The sequence below is a fragment of the Mycobacterium sp. genome, assembly GCF_039583785.1.
GTDB lineage: Bacteria > Actinomycetota > Actinomycetes > Mycobacteriales > Mycobacteriaceae > Mycobacterium.
Map to the genome: position 1 here is coordinate 1 of NZ_JAVKSG010000070.1, position 18,793 is coordinate 18,793.

17 protein-coding genes, 1 tRNA gene and 1 pseudogene are annotated in these 18,793 nt (G+C 66.9%); 11 read left to right on the forward strand and 8 right to left on the reverse strand.

The window, feature by feature from the left end; genetic code table 11:
- The 3 genes from ABDV69_RS17130 to ABDV69_RS17140 form a co-directional block, all read right to left on the reverse strand.
- Positions 1-262, reverse strand: a 262-nt coding sequence (locus ABDV69_RS17130; RefSeq protein WP_343576488.1) for an NTP transferase domain-containing protein, incomplete at its 3' end; no start/stop codon positions are given.
- A gap of 118 nt (positions 263-380) precedes the next feature.
- Positions 381-650, reverse strand: coding sequence for a hypothetical protein (locus tag ABDV69_RS17135; protein ID WP_343576489.1), 270 nt, complete (start codon positions 648-650; stop codon positions 381-383).
- The gene (locus ABDV69_RS17140) at positions 640-1,008 is read right to left on the reverse strand and encodes a DUF6431 domain-containing protein (protein WP_343576508.1); all 369 of its coding nucleotides are present in this window, start codon (positions 1,006-1,008) and stop codon (positions 640-642) included. Before ABDV69_RS17140 ends, ABDV69_RS17135 begins: the two co-directional genes overlap by 11 nt.
- Positions 1,009-1,126: 118 nt before the next feature.
- Between ABDV69_RS17140 and ABDV69_RS17145 the strand changes: the two genes are divergently transcribed.
- The 3 genes and pseudogenes from ABDV69_RS17145 to ABDV69_RS17155 form a co-directional block, all read left to right on the forward strand.
- The gene (locus tag ABDV69_RS17145; RefSeq protein WP_343576490.1) at positions 1,127-1,378 is read left to right on the forward strand and encodes a type II toxin-antitoxin system ParD family antitoxin; all 252 of its coding nucleotides are present in this window, start codon (positions 1,127-1,129) and stop codon (positions 1,376-1,378) included.
- Positions 1,375-1,668, forward strand: coding sequence for a type II toxin-antitoxin system RelE/ParE family toxin (locus ABDV69_RS17150; RefSeq protein WP_343576491.1), 294 nt, complete (start codon positions 1,375-1,377; stop codon positions 1,666-1,668). Before ABDV69_RS17145 ends, ABDV69_RS17150 begins: the two co-directional genes overlap by 4 nt.
- A gap of 42 nt (positions 1,669-1,710) precedes the next feature.
- Positions 1,711-2,240 (forward strand): annotated as a pseudogene (locus ABDV69_RS17155) (MMPL family transporter); the annotation flags it as partial.
- A 538-nt stretch (positions 2,241-2,778) separates the two neighbouring features.
- Here ABDV69_RS17155 and ABDV69_RS17160 read toward each other — a convergent pair.
- A tRNA-Gln gene (locus ABDV69_RS17160) sits at positions 2,779-2,850 on the reverse strand.
- 131 nt (positions 2,851-2,981) lie between these two features.
- Between ABDV69_RS17160 and ABDV69_RS17165 the strand changes: the two genes are divergently transcribed.
- The 8 genes from ABDV69_RS17165 (at position 2,982) to ABDV69_RS17200 (ending at position 12,555) form a co-directional block, all read left to right on the forward strand.
- A complete protein-coding gene (locus ABDV69_RS17165; protein ID WP_343576510.1) occupies positions 2,982-3,575 on the forward strand; it encodes a TetR/AcrR family transcriptional regulator in 594 nt (197 codons plus the stop codon).
- A gap of 90 nt (positions 3,576-3,665) precedes the next feature.
- Positions 3,666-7,307 carry a transcription-repair coupling factor gene (gene mfd, locus ABDV69_RS17170; protein WP_343576492.1) on the forward strand — a complete coding sequence of 1,214 codons (3,642 nt, stop codon included), beginning with the start codon at positions 3,666-3,668 and terminating at the stop codon, positions 7,305-7,307.
- Positions 7,308-7,361: 54 nt separating this feature from the next.
- On the forward strand, positions 7,362-8,327 hold the full coding sequence (locus ABDV69_RS17175) for a nucleoside triphosphate pyrophosphohydrolase (RefSeq protein WP_343576493.1): 966 nt from the start codon (positions 7,362-7,364) through the stop codon (positions 8,325-8,327).
- Positions 8,328-8,387: 60 nt separating this feature from the next.
- Positions 8,388-9,137: a lytic murein transglycosylase gene (locus ABDV69_RS17180; RefSeq protein ID WP_343576494.1), complete on the forward strand. Its 750-nt coding sequence runs from the start codon at positions 8,388-8,390 to the stop codon at positions 9,135-9,137.
- 52 nt (positions 9,138-9,189) lie between these two features.
- Positions 9,190-10,470 (forward strand): phosphopyruvate hydratase, encoded by a 1,281-nt coding sequence (eno, locus tag ABDV69_RS17185; protein ID WP_343576495.1) that lies wholly within the window; start codon positions 9,190-9,192, stop codon positions 10,468-10,470.
- A 21-nt stretch (positions 10,471-10,491) separates the two neighbouring features.
- Positions 10,492-11,136 (forward strand): septum formation initiator family protein, encoded by a 645-nt coding sequence (locus tag ABDV69_RS17190; protein WP_343576498.1) that lies wholly within the window; start codon positions 10,492-10,494, stop codon positions 11,134-11,136.
- Positions 11,129-11,620, forward strand: a complete 492-nt coding sequence (locus tag ABDV69_RS17195) for a DUF501 domain-containing protein (protein WP_343576500.1) — start codon at positions 11,129-11,131, stop codon at positions 11,618-11,620. Before ABDV69_RS17190 ends, ABDV69_RS17195 begins: the two co-directional genes overlap by 8 nt.
- Positions 11,617-12,555 carry a Ppx/GppA phosphatase family protein gene (locus ABDV69_RS17200; RefSeq protein ID WP_343576501.1) on the forward strand — a complete coding sequence of 313 codons (939 nt, stop codon included), beginning with the start codon at positions 11,617-11,619 and terminating at the stop codon, positions 12,553-12,555. The genes ABDV69_RS17195 and ABDV69_RS17200 overlap by 4 nt, the downstream gene beginning before the upstream one ends.
- A gap of 4 nt (positions 12,556-12,559) precedes the next feature.
- On the opposite strand, the gene ABDV69_RS17205 is transcribed toward ABDV69_RS17200, so the two are convergent.
- The 4 genes from ABDV69_RS17205 to ABDV69_RS17220 all read right to left on the reverse strand — a co-directional run bounded on the left by ABDV69_RS17205 (position 12,560) and on the right by ABDV69_RS17220 (position 18,641).
- A complete protein-coding gene (locus ABDV69_RS17205) occupies positions 12,560-13,966 on the reverse strand; it encodes a PPE family protein (RefSeq protein WP_343576503.1) in 1,407 nt (468 codons plus the stop codon).
- 56 nt (positions 13,967-14,022) lie between these two features.
- Positions 14,023-15,447 carry a PPE domain-containing protein gene (locus tag ABDV69_RS17210; RefSeq protein WP_343576504.1) on the reverse strand — a complete coding sequence of 475 codons (1,425 nt, stop codon included), beginning with the start codon at positions 15,445-15,447 and terminating at the stop codon, positions 14,023-14,025.
- Between the two features lie 547 nt (positions 15,448-15,994).
- A complete protein-coding gene (locus ABDV69_RS17215; RefSeq protein ID WP_343576505.1) occupies positions 15,995-17,800 on the reverse strand; it encodes an NAD-binding protein in 1,806 nt (601 codons plus the stop codon).
- Between the two features lie 160 nt (positions 17,801-17,960).
- Positions 17,961-18,641 carry a response regulator gene (locus ABDV69_RS17220; RefSeq protein WP_343576506.1) on the reverse strand — a complete coding sequence of 227 codons (681 nt, stop codon included), beginning with the start codon at positions 18,639-18,641 and terminating at the stop codon, positions 17,961-17,963.
- Positions 18,642-18,793 lie beyond the last annotated feature (152 nt).

The following is an 18,793-nucleotide window of genomic DNA, read 5'->3' on the forward strand; positions in this document are numbered from 1 at the left end:
CGAGCTGGCGGTCCTGCATCGCGATGTCGATGGGACGCCCGAGGGTGTCGGCCAGCTCGGCGACGACCGGCGCGACGCGGTCGCGGTCCTGGCCCAGCACCACCACCAGGTGTTGCGGCGCCAGCTTGGTGACCGCGTGCAGCGAGTGCGCCAGCATGCTGCGGCCGGCCAGGGTGTGCAGCACCTTGGGGATGTCGGACCGCATCCGGGTACCGGCCCCGGCTGCCAGGACCAGGACCGCCGCCTCAGCGTGCGCCGTCATCCAACCTCCTCGCGCTGTGCCGGTATCGGTTCAGCGTGTCACTATCTGCACGCCTCCGGCAAAACAGACTCCTGGAACGCCGGATTCGGCAGTGAACGCCGCGATGGACAATAAACCGTCAAAGCGATGAGTCGTGCTTGACCTGTCGCACTGCCTCGCGGCTGAGATACTCGCGGTAGTAGGCCAGTGAGGTCTCGGCAACGATGGCCGGCAACAACAGCTCCCACATGTGGGTCAATCGCTCGATCAGGTCGTTGTTTCCCGAAATGGATTGAGAGAGCATCTGGGTGCCAAAGGTTGCGGCGATGATCGCCACACTGATCGCTGTCGGGTCGAGGTCTTCTCGCATGTCCCCTTCGGCAATTGCTCGGCCAACTTCAGCGGCCATGCCGGCCACCAAGCCGGCGTAGACGCGGGCACGGTTTTCGTCGAACTTCCCGTAGATGCTTGGGTGTGGCGCGGCGCAGCCAGCGCCGCACGGTCGACTCCGATCGGTGGATGCGGGCCGCGATGCGCCGGTAGCCCAGTCGGTTGGCCTTGTGCAGCAGCGCATCCCCGATCACTTCGGTGGTGTCGGCTCGGCGGGCCTGAAATGCCGTAGGCAACACGATGTGGGTGGATTGGCAGTCCGAGCAGCGCACCCGCCGTGGTCGCAGCGTCACCGTCTCTCTGTCGTGGGAGCGGATCGTGCGGCGCCGGCCAAACGCCCATGTGGTGAGCCGGCCGGCGCATCGTGGGCAGTGCAGCGTCCCGGCGGCGAGATGGTCCTAAAGCCGGGAATGCAGCCTCGGTAACCACCGCCGGTCGGGCGGTGCCCCGGTTTCCAACAATGGCTTGATACCAAGTATTGGTAGCATGGTCATCGTGGGCAAGAACACGTCTTTCAGCCTCGACGAGCACTTCAGTGCTTTCATCGACGCTGAGGTGTCCTCGGGCCGCTACCGATCAGCTAGCGATGTCGTGCGGTCGGCGCTGCGACTGCTCGAAGACCGCGAAATCCGGCTCGCCGCGTTGCGTCAGGCATTGGTCGATGGTGAACGCAGCGGCCCCTCCGCACCTTTCACTTTCGACAACTTCCTTGCCAGCAAACGCGGCGCCGCACCGGATCAGCAGTGAGTGGATACCTATTCTCGCCAGCCGCTCGCGCCGATGTCGAACACATCTGGGACTACACCGCAGAACACTGGGGGGTCGACCAGGCGGAGAACTACCTGCTCGAACTTCAGCACAGTATCGAGCGTGCGGTCGCGAATCCGAGAATCGGTCAGGCCTGCGATGAGATCCGCGCAGGCTACCGCAAGCTCGCGAGCGGATCTCATGTGCTGTTTTATCGGGCCACCGCTGACGATGTCATCGACGTCGTGCGGATCCTTCACCAGCGAATGGATATCGACCGTCACCTATGACACGCGGGCGGCAGCGGCGACGGGGTAGATCACCGACTTGTCAGCAAAGAAGGCACACTGATACCCCGCTCGGTAATGCTAGTCGGCGTCGGCCCGACCACACGCGACCTGCAAGACCTCTGCACCACGACATCGCGTTGCTGGTGGTCGCAACCTTGGCATTGGTTTTCGTAATCGTCTCGTTCATGCTCCGCAGCCCGGTGGCCGGCCTCACGGTCGTCGGCACCGTCGTCGCCTCCTATGCCGTCACCATGGGAATCAGCGCGCAGATCCGGCAACTGCTCGGACACCCGTTGCACTGGTCTGTAGCCCCGATCGCATTCATCGCATCATCGCGCTCGTAGCGGTCGGCTCGGACTACAACCTGCTGCTGGCGTTAAGACCTCAACACCGGCATCATCTTCGGCACCACCATGTTCGCGCTGATGGCCAGCACGGTAACCAGCATCATCTAACTCGGCTCCACCGTCGGCGTCGGCCTGCTGCTCGACACCATGATCGTGCGCAGCTTCCTAATGCCATCGCTGATGGCGCTGCTCGGCCGATGGTTCTGGTGGCCCACCTGGCCGCTGTCATCGTCCAGCAGGCGAGCCAGCCGCCAACGAATCCGCATCTGCTGCAAGCCCGGCCTTGACTCCGTGATTTATCTGATGCATCCCCAATGAGTAATAGTCATTGCACCGCAACACATTACATCGGTGCTCGAAATAGTGTGTTCACGTTTCGACGCGAAATACGTTGCAATGCAACATGCTAACGAATGCCCAGAGGTTTACCGGTATCAGTCCATATTCGATTCGTGCATATTCCACTCCGACGCTTCGCTCAATCGAATTCCCTGGTCAGAGGGGTTCTGGCTCGATTGCGCTGTTGCCGGGCGGTCGGGGTCAACGCGGGGCGCGGGTTTGACTACTGGCCGGTGCGATCAGAACTCGTATGCGGGACGACATAACCCCTTTTATCGAGGCGCTGTCGACGTAGCTTTATTCAACAAAAGCCAGCCGTGACGATCGACGTAGCGATCCGATCACCCGCTCAACGCAACATCGGACGCTCTGCGGCCCGCCGAAGCTGGAAAAATTCGTGCGTGTGGAACGGTCGCGAGCGAAGCTCCGTCGCCAGGACTCGAACCTGAACTGTCTGAACCAAAATCAGAAGTGCTGCCGATTACACCACGACGGATCGCTGCGACCAGCGGGGAAGATCGCGTCTACTCTAGACGACGGCGTGGGCACGTCGCGGACCGCAACGACGGAGATAACCTGTTGGACGTGGCCGCGCCGGATAAGGAAACCAAGGCGCCCCGCACCAGGATGACCGGTAGCGAGCGCCGCCACCAACTCATCGACATCGCACGGTCGCTGTTCGCCGAACGCGGCTACGAAGGAACGTCGATCGAGGAGATCGCCCTGCGCGCCAACGTCTCCAAACCCGTGGTCTACGAGCACTTCGGTGGCAAAGAGGGTCTGTACGCGGTGGTCGTCGACCGGGAGATGTCGACGCTGCTGGACGGGATCACGTCGTCGCTGACCAACAACCGATCGCGGGTGCGGGTCGAAACCGTAGCGCTCGCACTTCTGACCTATGTCGAAGAACACACCGACGGATTCCGGATCATGATCCGCGACTCGCCGGCCTCGATTAGCTCGGGCACCTACTCCAGCCTGCTCAACGATGCCGTGAGCCAGGTCAGCTCGATCCTGGCCGGCGACTTCGCCCGCCGCGGCCTGGATTCCGACCTCGCCCCGCTGTACGCGCAGGCGCTTGTCGGGTCGGTCTCGATGACCGCTCAGTGGTGGCTCGACACCCGTGAACCCAAGAAGGAAGTGGTCGCCGCCCACCTGGTCAACCTGGTGTGGAACGGCCTGACCCATCTGGAAGCCGACCCGCACCTGGCCGACGACTAGGAACAGACGGTTTGGCCGGTTTCTTGACGGATCCTTGACGGCGGTCGGCCGAGAATTGACCACGGGTGGCCCCCATACAATGGGGTCATCATGACCGCAGGGGGGCCGGAGATCAGAGATACCCCAATCGCGGGGCTGGTGGAGTTGGCGTTGCGTGCGCCGACGCTGCAGCGCCTGGCCGACCTGGCGGCCGACCGACCCGAGGACTTGGCCTTGGTCGGTCCCGCCAGTGCTCGTCTGTTCGTCGGCTGCGCGCTGGCTCGGCAGGGGCCACTACTCGTCGTCACCGCGACCGGTCGGGAGGCCGACGACCTCACGGCCGAGTTGCGTGGCGTTCTCGGCGATGCCGTCGCCATGTTCCCGTCCTGGGAGACGCTGCCGCACGAGCGGCTCTCGCCCGGCGTCGACACCGTCGGCGCCCGGATGATGCTGCTGCGCCGGCTGGCCCACCCGCAGGACACCCGGCTCGGTCCGCCGCTGCAGGTGGTGGTCACCGCGGTCCGCTCGCTGCTACAGCCGATGGCCTCGAAACTCGGCCTGGCCGAACCCCTCACGCTGACCCTCGGCGACGAGGTGGCCTTCGAAGACGTCATCACCCGGCTGGTCGAGCTGGCCTACACCCGGGTCGACATGGTGGGCAAGCGCGGCGAATTCGCGGTCCGCGGCGGCATTCTCGACGTTTTCGCGCCGACCGCCGAGCATCCGGTGCGGGTGGAGTTCTGGGGCGACGAGGTCAGCGAGCTGCGGATGTTCTCGGTGGCCGACCAGCGGTCGATCCCCGAGATCAGCATCGACACCGTGATTGCGGTGGCCTGTCGCGAGCTGCTGCTGACCGACGACGTGCGGGCTCGGGCAGCCGAGCTGGCCGGACAGCAGCCGCCGGCCGAGCACGGTGTCACCGGCGGGGTGGGCGACATGCTGGCCCGCCTCGCCGAGGGCATCCCGGTCGACGGCATGGAGGCGCTGCTGCCGGTGCTGCGTCCCGACCACGTGACGTTGCTCACCGACCAGCTGGCCGACGGAACCCCGGTGCTGGTCTGCGATCCGGAAAAGGTCCGCACCCGGGCGGCCGACCTGATCAAGACCGGCCGCGAATTCCTCGACGCGTCGTGGTCGGTGGCCGCGGTGGGTGGCGATTCGCCGATCGACGTCGAGCAACTCGGCGGATCGGGATTCCGCGAACTCGCCGAGGTGCACGACGCGGCCCGCCGGACCGGGCACCCGTGGTGGACGCTGTCGCAGCTGTCCGACGAGTCGGCGATCGAACTGGACATCCGCGCGTCGCCATCGGCACGCGGCCACCAGCGTGACATCGACGAGATGTTCGCGATGCTGCGCGCCCACGTGGCGACCGGCGGGCTGGCCGCCGTCGTCGCGCCCGGCGCCGGCACCGCGCACCGGGTCGTTGAGCAACTGGCCGAATCCGAGACTCCGGCAACGATGTTGGAGCCCGGAACCGAACCCAAGCCAGGCGTCGTCGGCGTCCTCAAAGGCCCGCTGCACGACGGTCTGGTCTTCCCGGGCGCGGGCCTGGTGATCGTCACCGAAACCGACCTGACCGGCAACCGGATGACCGCCACCGACGGCAAGCGACTGGCCGCCAAACGTCGCAACACCGTCGACCCGCTGGCCCTGACCGCGGGCGATCTGGTGGTGCACGACCAGCACGGCATCGGCCGATTCGTGGAGATGACCGAACGCACGGTCGGCGGCGCGCGCCGGGAATATCTGGTGCTGGAATACGCATCGAGCAAGCGGGGGCAGAACGTCACCGACAAGCTCTACGTGCCGATGGATTCCCTCGATCAGCTGTCCCGCTACGTCGGCGGGCAGGCGCCGTCGCTGAGCCGGCTCGGTGGCAGCGACTGGACCAACACCAAAACCAAAGCGCGCAAGGCGGTTCGGGAGATCGCCGGCGAACTGGTGGCGTTGTACGCCAAGCGGCAGGCCAGCGCCGGACATGCGTTCAGCCCGGACACCCCGTGGCAGGCCGAGATGGAAGACGCGTTCGGCTTCACTGAGACTCATGACCAGCTCACCGCGATCACCGAAGTCAAGTCCGACATGGAGAAGCCGGTCCCGATGGACCGGGTGGTCTGTGGCGATGTCGGCTACGGCAAGACCGAGATCGCGGTCCGGGCGGCGTTCAAAGCGGTGCAGGACGGCAAACAGGTCGCGGTGCTGGTGCCCACCACGCTGTTGGCCGACCAGCATCTGCAGACGTTCTCCGAGCGGATGGCGGGCTTCCCGGTCCGGGTCAAGGGCCTGTCCCGATTCACCGAACCCGCGCAATCCCGTGCCGTCCTGGACGGGATGGCCGAAGGCACGGTCGACATCGTGATCGGCACCCACCGGCTGCTGCAGACCGGGGTGCGCTGGAAAGACCTCGGCCTGGTGGTCGTCGACGAGGAGCAGCGCTTCGGTGTCGAGCACAAGGAGCACATCAAGTCGCTGCGCACCCACGTCGACGTGCTGACGATGAGCGCCACCCCGATCCCGCGCACGCTGGAGATGAGCCTGGCCGGCATCCGGGAGATGTCGACGATCCTGACCCCACCCGAGGAGCGCTACCCGGTGCTGACTTACGTCGGGGCGCAGGACGACAAGCAGATCGCCGCGGCGCTTCGCCGCGAGCTGCTGCGCGACGGGCAGGCGTTCTACGTGCACAACCGGGTCAGCTCGATCGACGCCGCCGCGGCGCGGGTGCGCGAGCTGGTGCCGGAAGCCAAAGTCGCCGTCGCGCACGGGCAGATGCCCGAGGAACTGCTGGAAACCACCGTCGAGGGATTCTGGAACCGCGAGTTCGACATCCTGGTGTGCACCACGATCGTGGAGACCGGCCTGGACATCTCCAACGCCAACACGCTGATCGTGGAGCGGGCCGACACGTTCGGGCTGTCCCAGCTGCACCAGCTGCGCGGCCGCGTCGGCCGCAGCCGGGAACGTGGCTACGCCTACTTTCTGTATCCACAGCACACGCCGCTGACCGAGACCGCCTACGACCGGTTGGCGACGATCGCGCAGAACAACGACCTGGGCGCCGGTATGGCGGTGGCCATGAAGGACCTGGAGATCCGCGGGGCCGGCAACGTTCTCGGCGCCGAGCAGTCCGGACACGTCGCCGGGGTGGGCTTCGACCTCTACGTCCGGTTGGTCGGCGAGGCCGTCGAGGCCTACCGGGCCGCGGCTGACGGCAAGACCGTCAGCACCGCCGAGGAGCCCAAGGATGTGCGGATCGACTTGCCGGTGGACGCGCATCTGCCGCCGGACTACATCCCCAGCGACCGGTTGCGGCTGGAGGGCTATCGGCGGCTGGCCGCCGCGGCCGACGACACGCAAGTCGACGCCGTCATCGAAGAGCTGACCGACCGCTATGGCGCGCTGCCCGAGACCGCCGAGCTGCTGGTGGCGGTGGCGCGACTGCGCCTGATCTGCCGCGCCGCGGGCATCACCGAGGTGTCGACGGCGTCGGCGGCCACGCTGCGGCTGTCGCCGCTCACCCTGCCGGACTCCGCGCAGGTGCGGCTGGCCCGCCGCTATCCGGGTGCGCGTTACCGCGCGACGACGTCGACGGTGCAGGTTCCGATTCCGCGCGCCGGTGGCGTGGGCGCCCCGCGGATCCGCGACCTGGAACTCGTCCGGATGGTTGGCCAATTGGTGACCGCGCTGGTCGGGAAACCAGCAGAATCGACGCAGACAGACACGCCAACGCCGGAGAGGCAAGCGCGATGACCCCCGCCGGTGACGATGACCCCGGTGTGGCCGGGGTGGGGAGGAGCGGCGGCCATGACAGTAGTCCTGGTCGACCCGCGGCGGCCGTCGCTGGTCCCGGTGGAGGCCGTCAAGTTGCTCTCCGGTGAGGTGCAGTACACCGAGGAGATGCCGGTCGCGGTGCCCTGGTCGTTGCCGGCTGGGCGTCCGGCGCACACCGGGGAGGATGCGCCGGTCCTGTTGTCCTCAGACCCCGAGCACCCCTCGGTCACCGCGCGGTTGGCCGCCGGTGAGCGGCTGATCACGGCGCCCGGCCGCCGGCCTGGAGAGCGGCTGGTGGATGCCGTCGCGATGATGGACAAACTGCGTACCGCCGGGCCGTGGGAAAGCACGCAGACCCACGATTCGCTGCGCCGGTTCCTGTTGGAGGAGACCTACGAGCTGTTCGACGCGGTGCGCAGCGGGGATGCCGATTCGCTGCGCGACGAGCTCGGTGACGTGTTGCTGCAGGTGCTGTTCCATGCGCGCATCGCCGAGGACGCGCCGTCGCACCCGTTCGCCATCGACGACGTCGCCGATGCGCTGCTCCGGAAGCTGGGCAATAGAGCTCCAGGAGTGCTTGCCGGACAACCAATTTCGCTCGATGAGCAGTTGGCCCAGTGGGAAGAGCGCAAAGCCCAGGAGAATCCGCGTCATTCGGTGGTCGACAATGTGCCCACCGGTCAGCCGGCTTTGGCGTTGGCGCACAAGGTGATTCAGCGGGTCGTCAAGGCCGGTTTCCCGCCGGATCTGGTTCCGGCGAACGTCACCTCGATCACGGTAACGGCCGATATCGACGCCGAAGACTCCTTGCGCACGGCGGTACTGCAGTTCATGGACACCGTGCGCGGCGTGGAAAAAGCGGTCGCCGCCGAGCGACGCTCGGCCGATGTACCCGCGGAGCTGGACGTGGCACCGGTCGGTTCGATCACCGAAGACGAATGGCGGGCCCGCTGGCCGGTCGATAGCGCATCAGCCGACCTCGAAGCCGGACGCCCGTAGGCTGAGGCACTCGAATCCCATGGGACGATGTTGGGAAAGCCGTGATTTTAGGGGTGCTGTGTGTCGCCGGTCCGTTGGCTGCGCGCGTTGGCCGTCATAGGCGCAACGGCGCTGCTGTTGGCATCAAGCTGTTCATGGCAGCCGGGCCTCTACATTCCCAAAGGCGTCCCGCCGCCACCGGGCGCGCCGGTGCCGCCGGTCGACACCCATGCCAAGGGCCGGCCCGCTGACCAACTGCACGGATGGGCGGCCGCCCTTGCCCCGAGGCTGCACATCCCGGTGACCGCGCTGGAGGCGTACGGCTACGCCGCCCGGGTCGCCGAGGTGGAGAACCCGAACTGCCATATCGCCTGGACGACGCTGGCAGGCATCGGGCAGGTGGAAAGTCACCACGGCACCTACCGTCACGCGACGCTGTTTGGAAACGGTGATGTGCGCCCGCCGATCAGGGGTGTGGTGCTGGACGGGACCAACGGCACGATGCGCATCATCGACAGCGAGGCCCGGCTGGACGGCCGGCCCGGCGGGATGGACGGCCAGCCAGACACCGTGCGGGCGATGGGACCGATGCAGTTCATTCCCGAGACGTGGCGGGAGTACGGCGTCGACGCCAACAACGACGGCAGGGTCGACGTCGACAACATCGACGACGCCGCACTGTCCGCCGCCGGATATCTGTGCTGGCGTGGGAAGGATCTCGCCACCCCCCGCGGGTGGATCACGGCGCTGTGGGCCTACAACGACTCGGATGTCTACGCCCGCGCCGTGCGAGACTGGGCTACCGCCTATGCGGAGGGCCACTCGCTGTAGAGCAGGCTCTAGGCTGCTGAGTGCTGTAGCCCGCGCAACGCAAGGAGAACCAGTGCCGATTATCGAGCAGGTCGGGGCCCGCGAAATCCTCGATTCCCGCGGCAACCCGACAGTCGAGGTCGAGGTGGCCCTGATCGACGGGACGTTCGCGCGGGCCGCGGTACCCTCCGGCGCCTCCACCGGCGAGCACGAGGCCGTCGAGCTGCGTGACGGCGGTAACCGGTACGGCGGCAAGGGCGTCAAGAAGGCCGTGCAAGCGGTGCTCGACGAAATCGCGCCGGCCGTGATAGGCCTGAACGCCGACGACCAGCGGCTGCTCGACCAGGCGCTACTCGACCTCGACGGCACCCCCGACAAGTCCCGGCTGGGCGCCAACGCCATCCTCGGCGTCTCGCTGGCGGTGGCCAAGTCGGCCGCCGACTCCGCCGAGTTGCCGCTGTTCCGCTACCTGGGCGGGCCGAACGCGCACATCTTGCCGGTGCCGATGATGAACATTCTCAACGGCGGAGCCCACGCCGACACCGCCGTCGACATCCAGGAGTTCATGGTTGCTCCGATCGGGGCGCCGAGCTTCCACGAGGCACTGCGGTGGGGCGCCGAGGTTTATCACGCCCTGAAGTCGGCGCTCAAGAACCAAGGGCTGTCCACCGCGCTGGGTGACGAGGGCGGGTTCGCCCCCGACGTGCCGGGAACCAAAGCTGCACTGGACATCATCAGCCAGGCCATCGAGTCCGCCGGCTTCAAGCTGGGCGCCGATGTGGCACTGGCGCTGGACGCCGCGGCGACCGAGTTCTACACCGACGGCACCGGATACCAGTTCGAAAAGAAGACCCGGACCGCCGACGAGATGTCGCAGTTCTACGCCGAGCTGCTGGACTCCTATCCGCTGGTGTCGATCGAAGACCCGCTGTCCGAGGACGATTGGGATGGCTGGGTTTCCATGACGACCGCCATCGGCGACCGGGTTCAGATCGTCGGTGACGACCTGTTCGTCACCAATCCCGAACGGCTGGAGGAAGGCATCGACAAGGGCGCAGCAAATGCCCTGCTGGTCAAGGTCAACCAGATCGGCACGCTCACCGAGACACTCGACGCGGTCGCGCTGGCCCACCACAGCGGCTACCGGACGATGTTGAGTCACCGCAGCGGCGAGACCGAGGACACCACGATCGCCGACCTGGCGGTGGCGGTGGGCAGCGGGCAGATCAAGACCGGTGCCCCGGCCCGCGGCGAGCGGGTGGCGAAATACAACCAGCTGCTACGCATCGAAGAGGCCCTCGGCGACGCCGCCCGCTACGCCGGCGATCTGGCATTCCCCAGGTACACGCCGTAGGCCCGCCAGCCCCCACCTGTCATGCCCGAATCGAAACGGCCAGAACCGAAGCGGCGCTCACCGTCGCGTCCGGGTCGGGCCGGCGATTCGGTGGCCGGCCGGCCGCGGAAGTCCCCGGCGGGCCGGCGCGGACCGTCGGCGTCGCCGCGCGCGATGCCCGAGGTCGTCGAACCGATCAAACAGAAAATTGCCGAATCGGCCGAGCAGCGCTCGGATCAGCGGCTCGGTCTGACCGCGCGGCGGGCGGCCATCCTGGCGACCGTCGTCTGCGTGCTGACGCTGACCATCGCGGGTCCGGTCCGTACCTATTTCGCGCAGCGCACCGAGATGGAACAACTGGCCGCATCCGAAGCCGCACTGCGCCAACAGATCTCCGATCTCGAACAGCAGAAGGGCAAACTCCGGGACCCCGCGTTCATCGCGGCGCAGGCCCGTGAGCGCCTCGGTTTCGTGATGCCGGGCGAGATTCCCTACCAGGTTCAACTGCCACCGGGTGCGGCACTGCCTGTCGATCCCGGGGCGCAGCCGAAAACCGCGGTCAGCAACGAGCCCTGGTACACCTCGCTGTGGCACACGATCGCCGACAGCCCGCACGGGTCGCCGGCGCCGGTGGCGCCGCCTCCGCCCGGTCCGCCTCCGCCCGGTCCGCCTCCGCCCGGTGGTTGATCCCGCCGACCTCGAGGCGGTCGCCCGTCAGCTCGGCCGTGAGCCGCGGGGCGTTCTCGACATCGCCTACCGCTGCCCTAACGGTGAGCCCGCAGTGGTAAAGACATCCCCGAGACTTCCTGATGGAACGCCGTTTCCGACGTTGTACTACTTGACGCATCCGATCTTGACCGCCGCCGCGAGCAGGCTGGAGACGACCGGGATGATGCGGGAGATGACCCAGCGGTTGGAGTCGGACGCCGAGCTGGCCGCCGCCTATCGGCGCGCGCACGAGTCATACCTGGCCGAGCGGGATGCCATCGAGCCGCTGGGGACCACATTTTCCGGCGGCGGCATGCCCGATCGGGTCAAGTGCCTGCACGTGGTGATCGCGCACTCGCTGGCCAAGGGCAAGGGTGTCAACCCCTTTGGCGATGAGGCGCTGGCGGTGCTGACCGTCGGGCCGGCGATGGCCGGCATCCTGACACCGGAGGAGTGGCTGTGAGTCCATTGGCGGCGATTGACTGCGGTACCAACTCGATTCGGCTGCTGATCGCCGACGCATCCGATGGGCAACTGATCGACGTGCATCGCGAAATGCGCATCGTGCGGCTCGGTCAGGGCGTCGACGCCACCGGCCAGTTTGCGCCGGAAGCGTTGCAGCGCACTCGTTCTGCGCTGGTCGACTACGCAGAGCTGTGTATGGCACACGGTGTCGACCGGATCCGGATGGTCGCCACGTCGGCCACCCGTGACGCCGGCAATCGCGGGGTGTTCTTCGCGATGACCGCCGAGGTGCTCGGCGCCGTTGCGCAGGGAACGGTCGCGGAGGTGATCGCCGGGCTCGACGAGGCCGAGCTGTCCTTCCGCGGTGCTGTCAACGACTTGGATACCGCCGCTGGGCCTTTCGTCATCGTCGATCTGGGCGGCGGGTCGACCGAGGTGGTGTTGGGCACCGACACGGTGACGGCGAGCTTTTCGGCCGACATCGGCTGCGTGCGACTGACCGAGCGGTGCCTGCATTCTGATCCGCCAACCGCGGCCGAGTTGGCAGCGGCACGTGAGGTTGTTCGCGAACGACTCGATGAGGCGTTGCGGGTTGTCCCGGTGCAGCAGGCCCGCACCTGGGTCGGGGTGGCGGGCACCATGACGACGGTCGCCGCGCTCGCGCAGCACATGACGACGTACGACGCTGCGGCCATCCACCTTTCAAGAGTCGGGGTAGACCGGCTGCTGACGGTCTGCGACGGGCTGATCGGCATGACCCGGGCGCAGCGGGCTGCGTTGGGGCCCATGCACGAGGGCCGGGTGGACGTGATCGGCGGCGGCGCGATCGTCATCGAAGAACTGGCGCTCGCGCTGCGCGAGCGTGCCGGCATCACGGCGTTGACGGTCAGCGAGCACGACATTCTGGACGGCATCGCGCTGTCGATCGCCTGATGCGTCACGCCAACGGGCGGTGTCCGGAAGAGATGTCGAGCAGGCGTTTCTTCTGCTCGGTGTATTCCAGTTCGCTGAGCCGTCCCTCGGCACGCTGCCGGGCGATCTCGCGGATCGCGGCCGCCACCCCCGTGACGACCGTGCGGGGTGCCGGTTTCGCTTCGGGTTCACCGCCGCTGGCCGAACCGGTGACGCGGGGCGTCAACCGGGCGCGCGTCGCTGCGTTGCAGTTCTCCTCGGTGGTGGCCGAGGCCGGCGGTCCGGCCATGGCCTGCCCGGCCATACCGCCGATTCCCATCTGGTTGAGCGTGTTCGCAGTGCCGGCTTCCACCGCCGGTCCGACTGCCGGGCCGCCGGCGGTGAGCGGCGAGGCGAGTGCGACGGGCCGTACCTCCGCCGCTTCGACGGTCCATCCGCGCGGCACCGAGAGTCTCCCGACCGTGTTCGCCTGACCCGCACCTGCCGACACGGTCTGGCCGGCGTCGGTGATCATCGCCGGGAACGTTGTCGGGGGCACCTGCCATGTACCCGGCCAGGCCTGCACCCCATCCCAGCCGCTGACGATGCCATCCGCGTGAATACTGACCTGATTGACGCCTATGGCGTAAGGAATATCAACCGGCCCGCCCAGGATCGACAACGGGATGATGAGGCCCAGGAGAGTCAGCTGGGTCGGTGTATTGAGGAAAATGTTGATCAGGTCGCTGATCGTGTTCAGCGGGGTCGACGTCAGGGAGGCTGCCGGCGCTGCGGTCGCGAGGCTTTGCAGCGCGTTGGGCATCGCAGAGAGCGTCTGCACGACACTCGACGCGACGTTCTGCGCATTGCCGGCGGAGGTGCTCGTCGCTTGGCCCGCTGCGGCGGCTTGGCCGGCCGCCCCGCCGGGAGTGGTGCTCTGCTGCGGTGAGCTGAAAGGGGTCAGCGCGGTCGCTGTCGCCGACGAACCCGCGTAGCCGTACATCGCCACGGCGTCCTGTGCCCACATTTCGGCGTACTGAGCCTCGGTGGCCGCGATCGCTGGTGTGTTCTGCCCCAGAAAGTTCGTCGCCACCAACGCCGCCAGCAAGCTGCGGTTTGCCACGATGACCGGCGGCGGCACCGTCATGGCAAACGCCGTCTCATAGGCCGAGGCTGCGGCCCGCGCTTGGGCGGCGGTCTCTTCGGCCTGTGCGGCGCTGGCGCTCAACCAGGCCACATAAGACCCCGCCGCGGCGCTCATGGACGCCGACGACGGACCTGACCATGCCCTCGACGTCAGCTCGGCCACCGCCGATTGATAGCCGCCGGCTGCGGTGTACAACTCGTCAGCCAAGCTGTTCCAGGCTTGCGAAGCGGCCAGCATCGGCCCCGATCCCGGACCGGTATACATCCGGCCGGAGTTGATCTCCGGTGGATAAATCCCGAAATCCATTGCTGCGCATTCCTCTTCCTGGCGGTCAGCTCTTTCGCCCCATGGCGGCGGGCGGTTCAGCGACCGAGTAGGCGGTTCTTCTGCTCGGCGTACTCTTCATCAGTCAGAATTCCCTCGTCGCGGAGCTTGGCGAAGTCGCGTAGCTCGGCCGCGACTCCGGTGACCACGGTCCGAGGCTTGTCCTGCGCTGTCCGATCTGTGTCGCCAGGTCCCGCGCCGTCACCGCCAGTCGCCGCTCGTCCGGGTCTGGCTGCCACACGTGCGTTCTTAGGCGCCTTGCCGCCACCCCGGCCGCCGCCGGCGCCGACAGTTCCGGCCATGGCTCGCCCCGCCATACCCGCCAGTGCCATCTGACTCAACGTGGTTCCCGAGCCGCCATCTGCCTCAGCACCGGTGGCGGTCGTGGCAGCGGCCGGCAACGCCGGCAACGTCATCGCGACGGGACGCACTGCCGGTGTGGCGACGGTCCACGTTGGCGGCACGGACAATGCTCCGACCGTGTTCGCCTCGGCCAGACCCGCGGCAACGGTCGGTGCCGACGCCGCGGTCTGACCCAGGTTGGTGATTTTCGCCGGGAACTCGGTCGGGGGCACCGCCCCCTCCTCCGGCCAGCCCTTAACCCCGTCCCAGCCACTGACGATGTCATCCGTGTGGTCACTGACCAGGAAGCTGGCAATATCGAAGGGCAGTGCCACCAGGGCGACCACGCTTAGCGGTATCGCGACGAAAATGCCCACCAGGTCGGCCGGCAGGTCGAGGAAAATCGAAATGAGGTCACTGATCGCGTCTAGCGGGCTGGTGGCAGTGGCTGCCGGCGCCGCCGTTGCGAGACCCTGCAGCGCGTTGGGTATCCCGGAGAACGCCTGCTGAACTGAAGACATGGTGCTCTGCGCACTGCCGGCCGAGGTGCCGGCGGCCTGGCCCGCTGCGGCCGATTGCGCGGCCACACCGCCCGGGTTGGTGTTCTGCTGCGGCGGGGTGAACGGAGTCAGCGATGTCGCGGACGCCGACGACCCGGCATAGCCGTACATGGCAGCCACGTCCTGAGCCCACATCTCGCCGTACTGTGCTTCGGTCGCAGCGATCAGCTGGGTATTCAATCCGAACACGTTGGTGGCGATCAGCGTCATCAGTCGGCTGCGGTTGGCCGCGACCATCGCCGGCGGCACCGTCGCCGAAAACGCAGCCTGGTAGGCCGCGGCCGCGGACTTCGCCTGGGCGCCGGTCTCCTCTGCCTGGGCGGCGGTGGAATGCAACCACGCCACGTACGTCGCGGCCGCCGCGCTCATCGACGCCGACGCCGGCCCCAGCCAGGGACCCGACGTCAATCCCGACACCACCGACTGGTACGAGCTGGCCACCGAATGAAGTTCGCCGGCCAGCGCATCCCACGCCCCCGCGGCGGCGAGCATTGGTCCTGCCCCGGCGCCCGCGTACATACGTGCAGAGTTGATTTCCGGCGGATAATTTCCGAAATCCATCGCTGGCCAACCCCTCTAATTCACTGCGATCGAGCTGGCCTGGCACCTGGCCGTGGCCGTGCCATAGACCGTCGGGTGAATGGTGGCACGCGCAAAGAGCCTTGTCGCTTCCGAGTGCGGCGCGTCGTCAGCCGACGTGGCGGCCTCCGTGCTGCTCATCGGGCTGCGGCAATTCGGATCCGAAAGCATGCTTTCCCTTTCCGATAATGGCCGAGCAAGCCGCTCAATGTGTCGCGTTAGGTCGTGGATATAACGCGCCTACCAGTGGCGCGTCGTGTTCAGCAGGCCATATCACTACCAGTTCTTTGCAGGATTCGTCCACGTGATGAGACCCACTCAATGACACTTTGTGCTAACTTTCATGTAGTCCTCCCAGGTCTATCCTGCATATCTCTCACGTTCACCGGCGTTTTGTATGCGCGTTTGTTCCGCCCCTGCCGCACACTTAGCCCGAGTCTAAGCGGTGTCCGACGACGTCTCGCTCCGGCAGCGGCCGCTTCAGCGAGTTGTCAGGTTTTTGCCAGCGTCGCACGGGCGCGAGACTCTCTCAGCCGGTTCGGGCTTGCCGGCTGCTGTCGATGTCCTGCTGCTGCGGTGCCTCGGCGGCGATAGCTTCGGGGACATCGTCGGGGACATCGTCGGTGGTGACCGGATGCCGCGGCGGCAGCCCTTTACGCAGGGTGGCGACCAGATCCCGGTACGGCCCGACCAGGTACACGGTGTCGCCGTCGCGGAGCCGGTTTTCGTGGCGCGGGTGCAGGTCGATCGGGGAGTCCTGCCGGCAGATCGCGATCACCCGGGTTCTGCTCGACAGTTTGGCCATCTCCAGGCCGTCGAGTTCGCTGCCCTCGGACACCAGCATCGCGCCGACCATGAAGGAGCTCTGGCCGATCGAGAAGGTGCCCAGCACCTCAACCCCCATCGCGGCGCCGATGAACCACGGCGCCGCCAATGCGACCGAGGAGCGGACGTTCTCGAAACCGAATCGTTGTGCGACCGCCAGCCCCAGCGCGCGGTCGTAGACCCGCAGCACCACCGAGATGTCCGCGCGCTTGTTGGCCTTGGGCATCACTTTCGGGCCCAGCATCTCGGCCAGCACGATCCCGGTCTCGATGTTGATCATGTCGTCACGGGTCAGCACCGCCACCGCGCGGGCACGGTCGACCCGCGCCGCCTGCAGCGTCTGAACCAGCGTCGCGTCACCGAAGATCACCGGCACGTCCAGGGCACGCGCGGCGGACAAGAACCGGTTGTCTTCGTTGATCTCGATGACAGCGACGTCGTAGCCCGCCTTACTCAGGTCGGTGACCACCCGCATCCCGAGCGCGCTGAGCCCGACGACGATGATGTGATTGCGCAGGTGGCGCGCCCGCGGGCGGGCCAAGGCGAACACGAAGCGGCGCGACAGCAGCACGTCGGCAATGAACGCGACCAGCAACGCGACGGTGGTTGCCCCGCCGAACATCAACATCGCAGCGAACATGCGCAGCCACGTCTCCTGGTGAGCGAAGCTGAAGTCCCCGTAGCCGGTGGTCGTGACCGTCTCGATGGTGAAGTACAACGCGTCGACCCAGGACATTCGTGGGTGCTGATAGTTGTAGCGCAACAACGTCATCGAGATGACGATGATGGACAGCGCGGCCGCCAGCGCGGGATAGAACGCCGGGTTGAATTCGTTGCCGACGGCCCTCACTCCGTCGAGGAATCGTCGCACCGCCGCTCGTTCCGACCGGGGGCCCGCCGGCCGGCGAATCTTGATACCACGTTCAGCCGACTCGTCGGCCGTGCCGATCATCACCGCGCGGTCGCCCGCGAGCACCCGTTGATTGCGGGTCGGGCAGACCTCGATCTCGCCCGGGCTCGCCGAGTTGTCCCCGTGGATGATGGCCACCGGGGCCAGGTCGCCGTAGATCTCGCGCAGGGTGGCCGCCCGCGGAGCTTCGCTGCCAGAGACCAGGAACTGCGTTCCCGCCGCCTCGAAGGTGTGCGTGCGGTGCGCCAGGCAGGCCTCCACGACCGACGGTGCGGTCAGCTCGGCGACGTCGAGGATCGCACCCGGCCCGTTGTCGGCGGCTACCGCCGCGCGCAACACATCGTTCGCGAGCCTGGCGACCACGCGCACGGAGGGATTGGATCGCCTTGCCAGCAAAGCAATTTCAAGGTTGCCCGCATCGTCGTCACCCGCGCACACCACCGCCAGCGCGTCGGAGACGTTGGCGCTATCCAGTGCGTCAAACATCGTGCTGCGATCGTTGGCACCCAGCCTGACGACGTTTGCGCCGGCACGTTCCAGCTCCTCGATGATGGTGGTGGCCAGCGCATCGTCACCGCTGACAATGATGTGATGCTGCATTCTCTATCCGCCACTCTGCACGGGTGGGCTTCGGGTTTGCCAACGTTGTTACCGAAATAGGTTACACCACGGGTTTGTCCGGCCCACGTGTAACGCGCGGTTTTGCTGGCAGTCGGTGCGACCACCGAGTGGTAGTTAACCCCTTCTTGCCCAACGTTTCTCACGCCTCGAAGCGATAGCCCATACCGGCCTCGGTCAGCAGATGGGCGGGATGCGACGGGTCGTCTTCAAGCTTGCGCCGCAACTGTGCGAGAAACACACGCAGATAATGGGTTTCCGTTGCGTACTTGGGACCCCACACCTCGCGGAGCAGCTCCTCGCGGCCGACGAGTTTGCCACGGTTGCGCACCAGCATTTCCAGCATGCCCCATTCCGTCGGGGTGAGGTGGACCTCTGCGCCGTTCTTGATCACTTTCTTGGCCGCGAGATCGACGAGGAACGACTTTGTTTCCACCACCGGGTTGTCGGCGCCGGTGGCCACCACCGTGCGTCGCACCGCCGCCCGCAGCCGGGCCAACAGTTCGTCCATGCCGAACGGCTTGGTCATGTAGTCGTCGGCGCCCGCATCGAGCGCGCCGACCTTGTCGGAGGAATCGCTGCGGGCCGACAGCACGATCACCGGGACCCTCAGCCACCCGCGTAGTCCGGCGAGCACGTCGATACCCGACATGTCCGGCATCCCCAAATCCAGGATCACCACCTGTGGCGGGTGCTCGGCGGCGATGGCCAGGGCCCGCGACCCGGTCGGGGCGGTCATCACCTCGTAGCCACGGACCGACAAGTTGATCCGCAGAGCGCGCAGCAGCTGGAGGTCGTCATCGACCACCAGCACCCTAGTCACGAGCGCCACTCCTCTTCATCGGCGCCGCTCATGCGGCGCGCTCTGCATCGTCGCCGGCGCGGGTCACGAGCGCCGCTCCTCTTCATCGGCGCCGCTCATGCGGCGCGCTCTGCATCGTCGCCGGCGCGGGTCACGAGCGCCGCTCCTTTTCA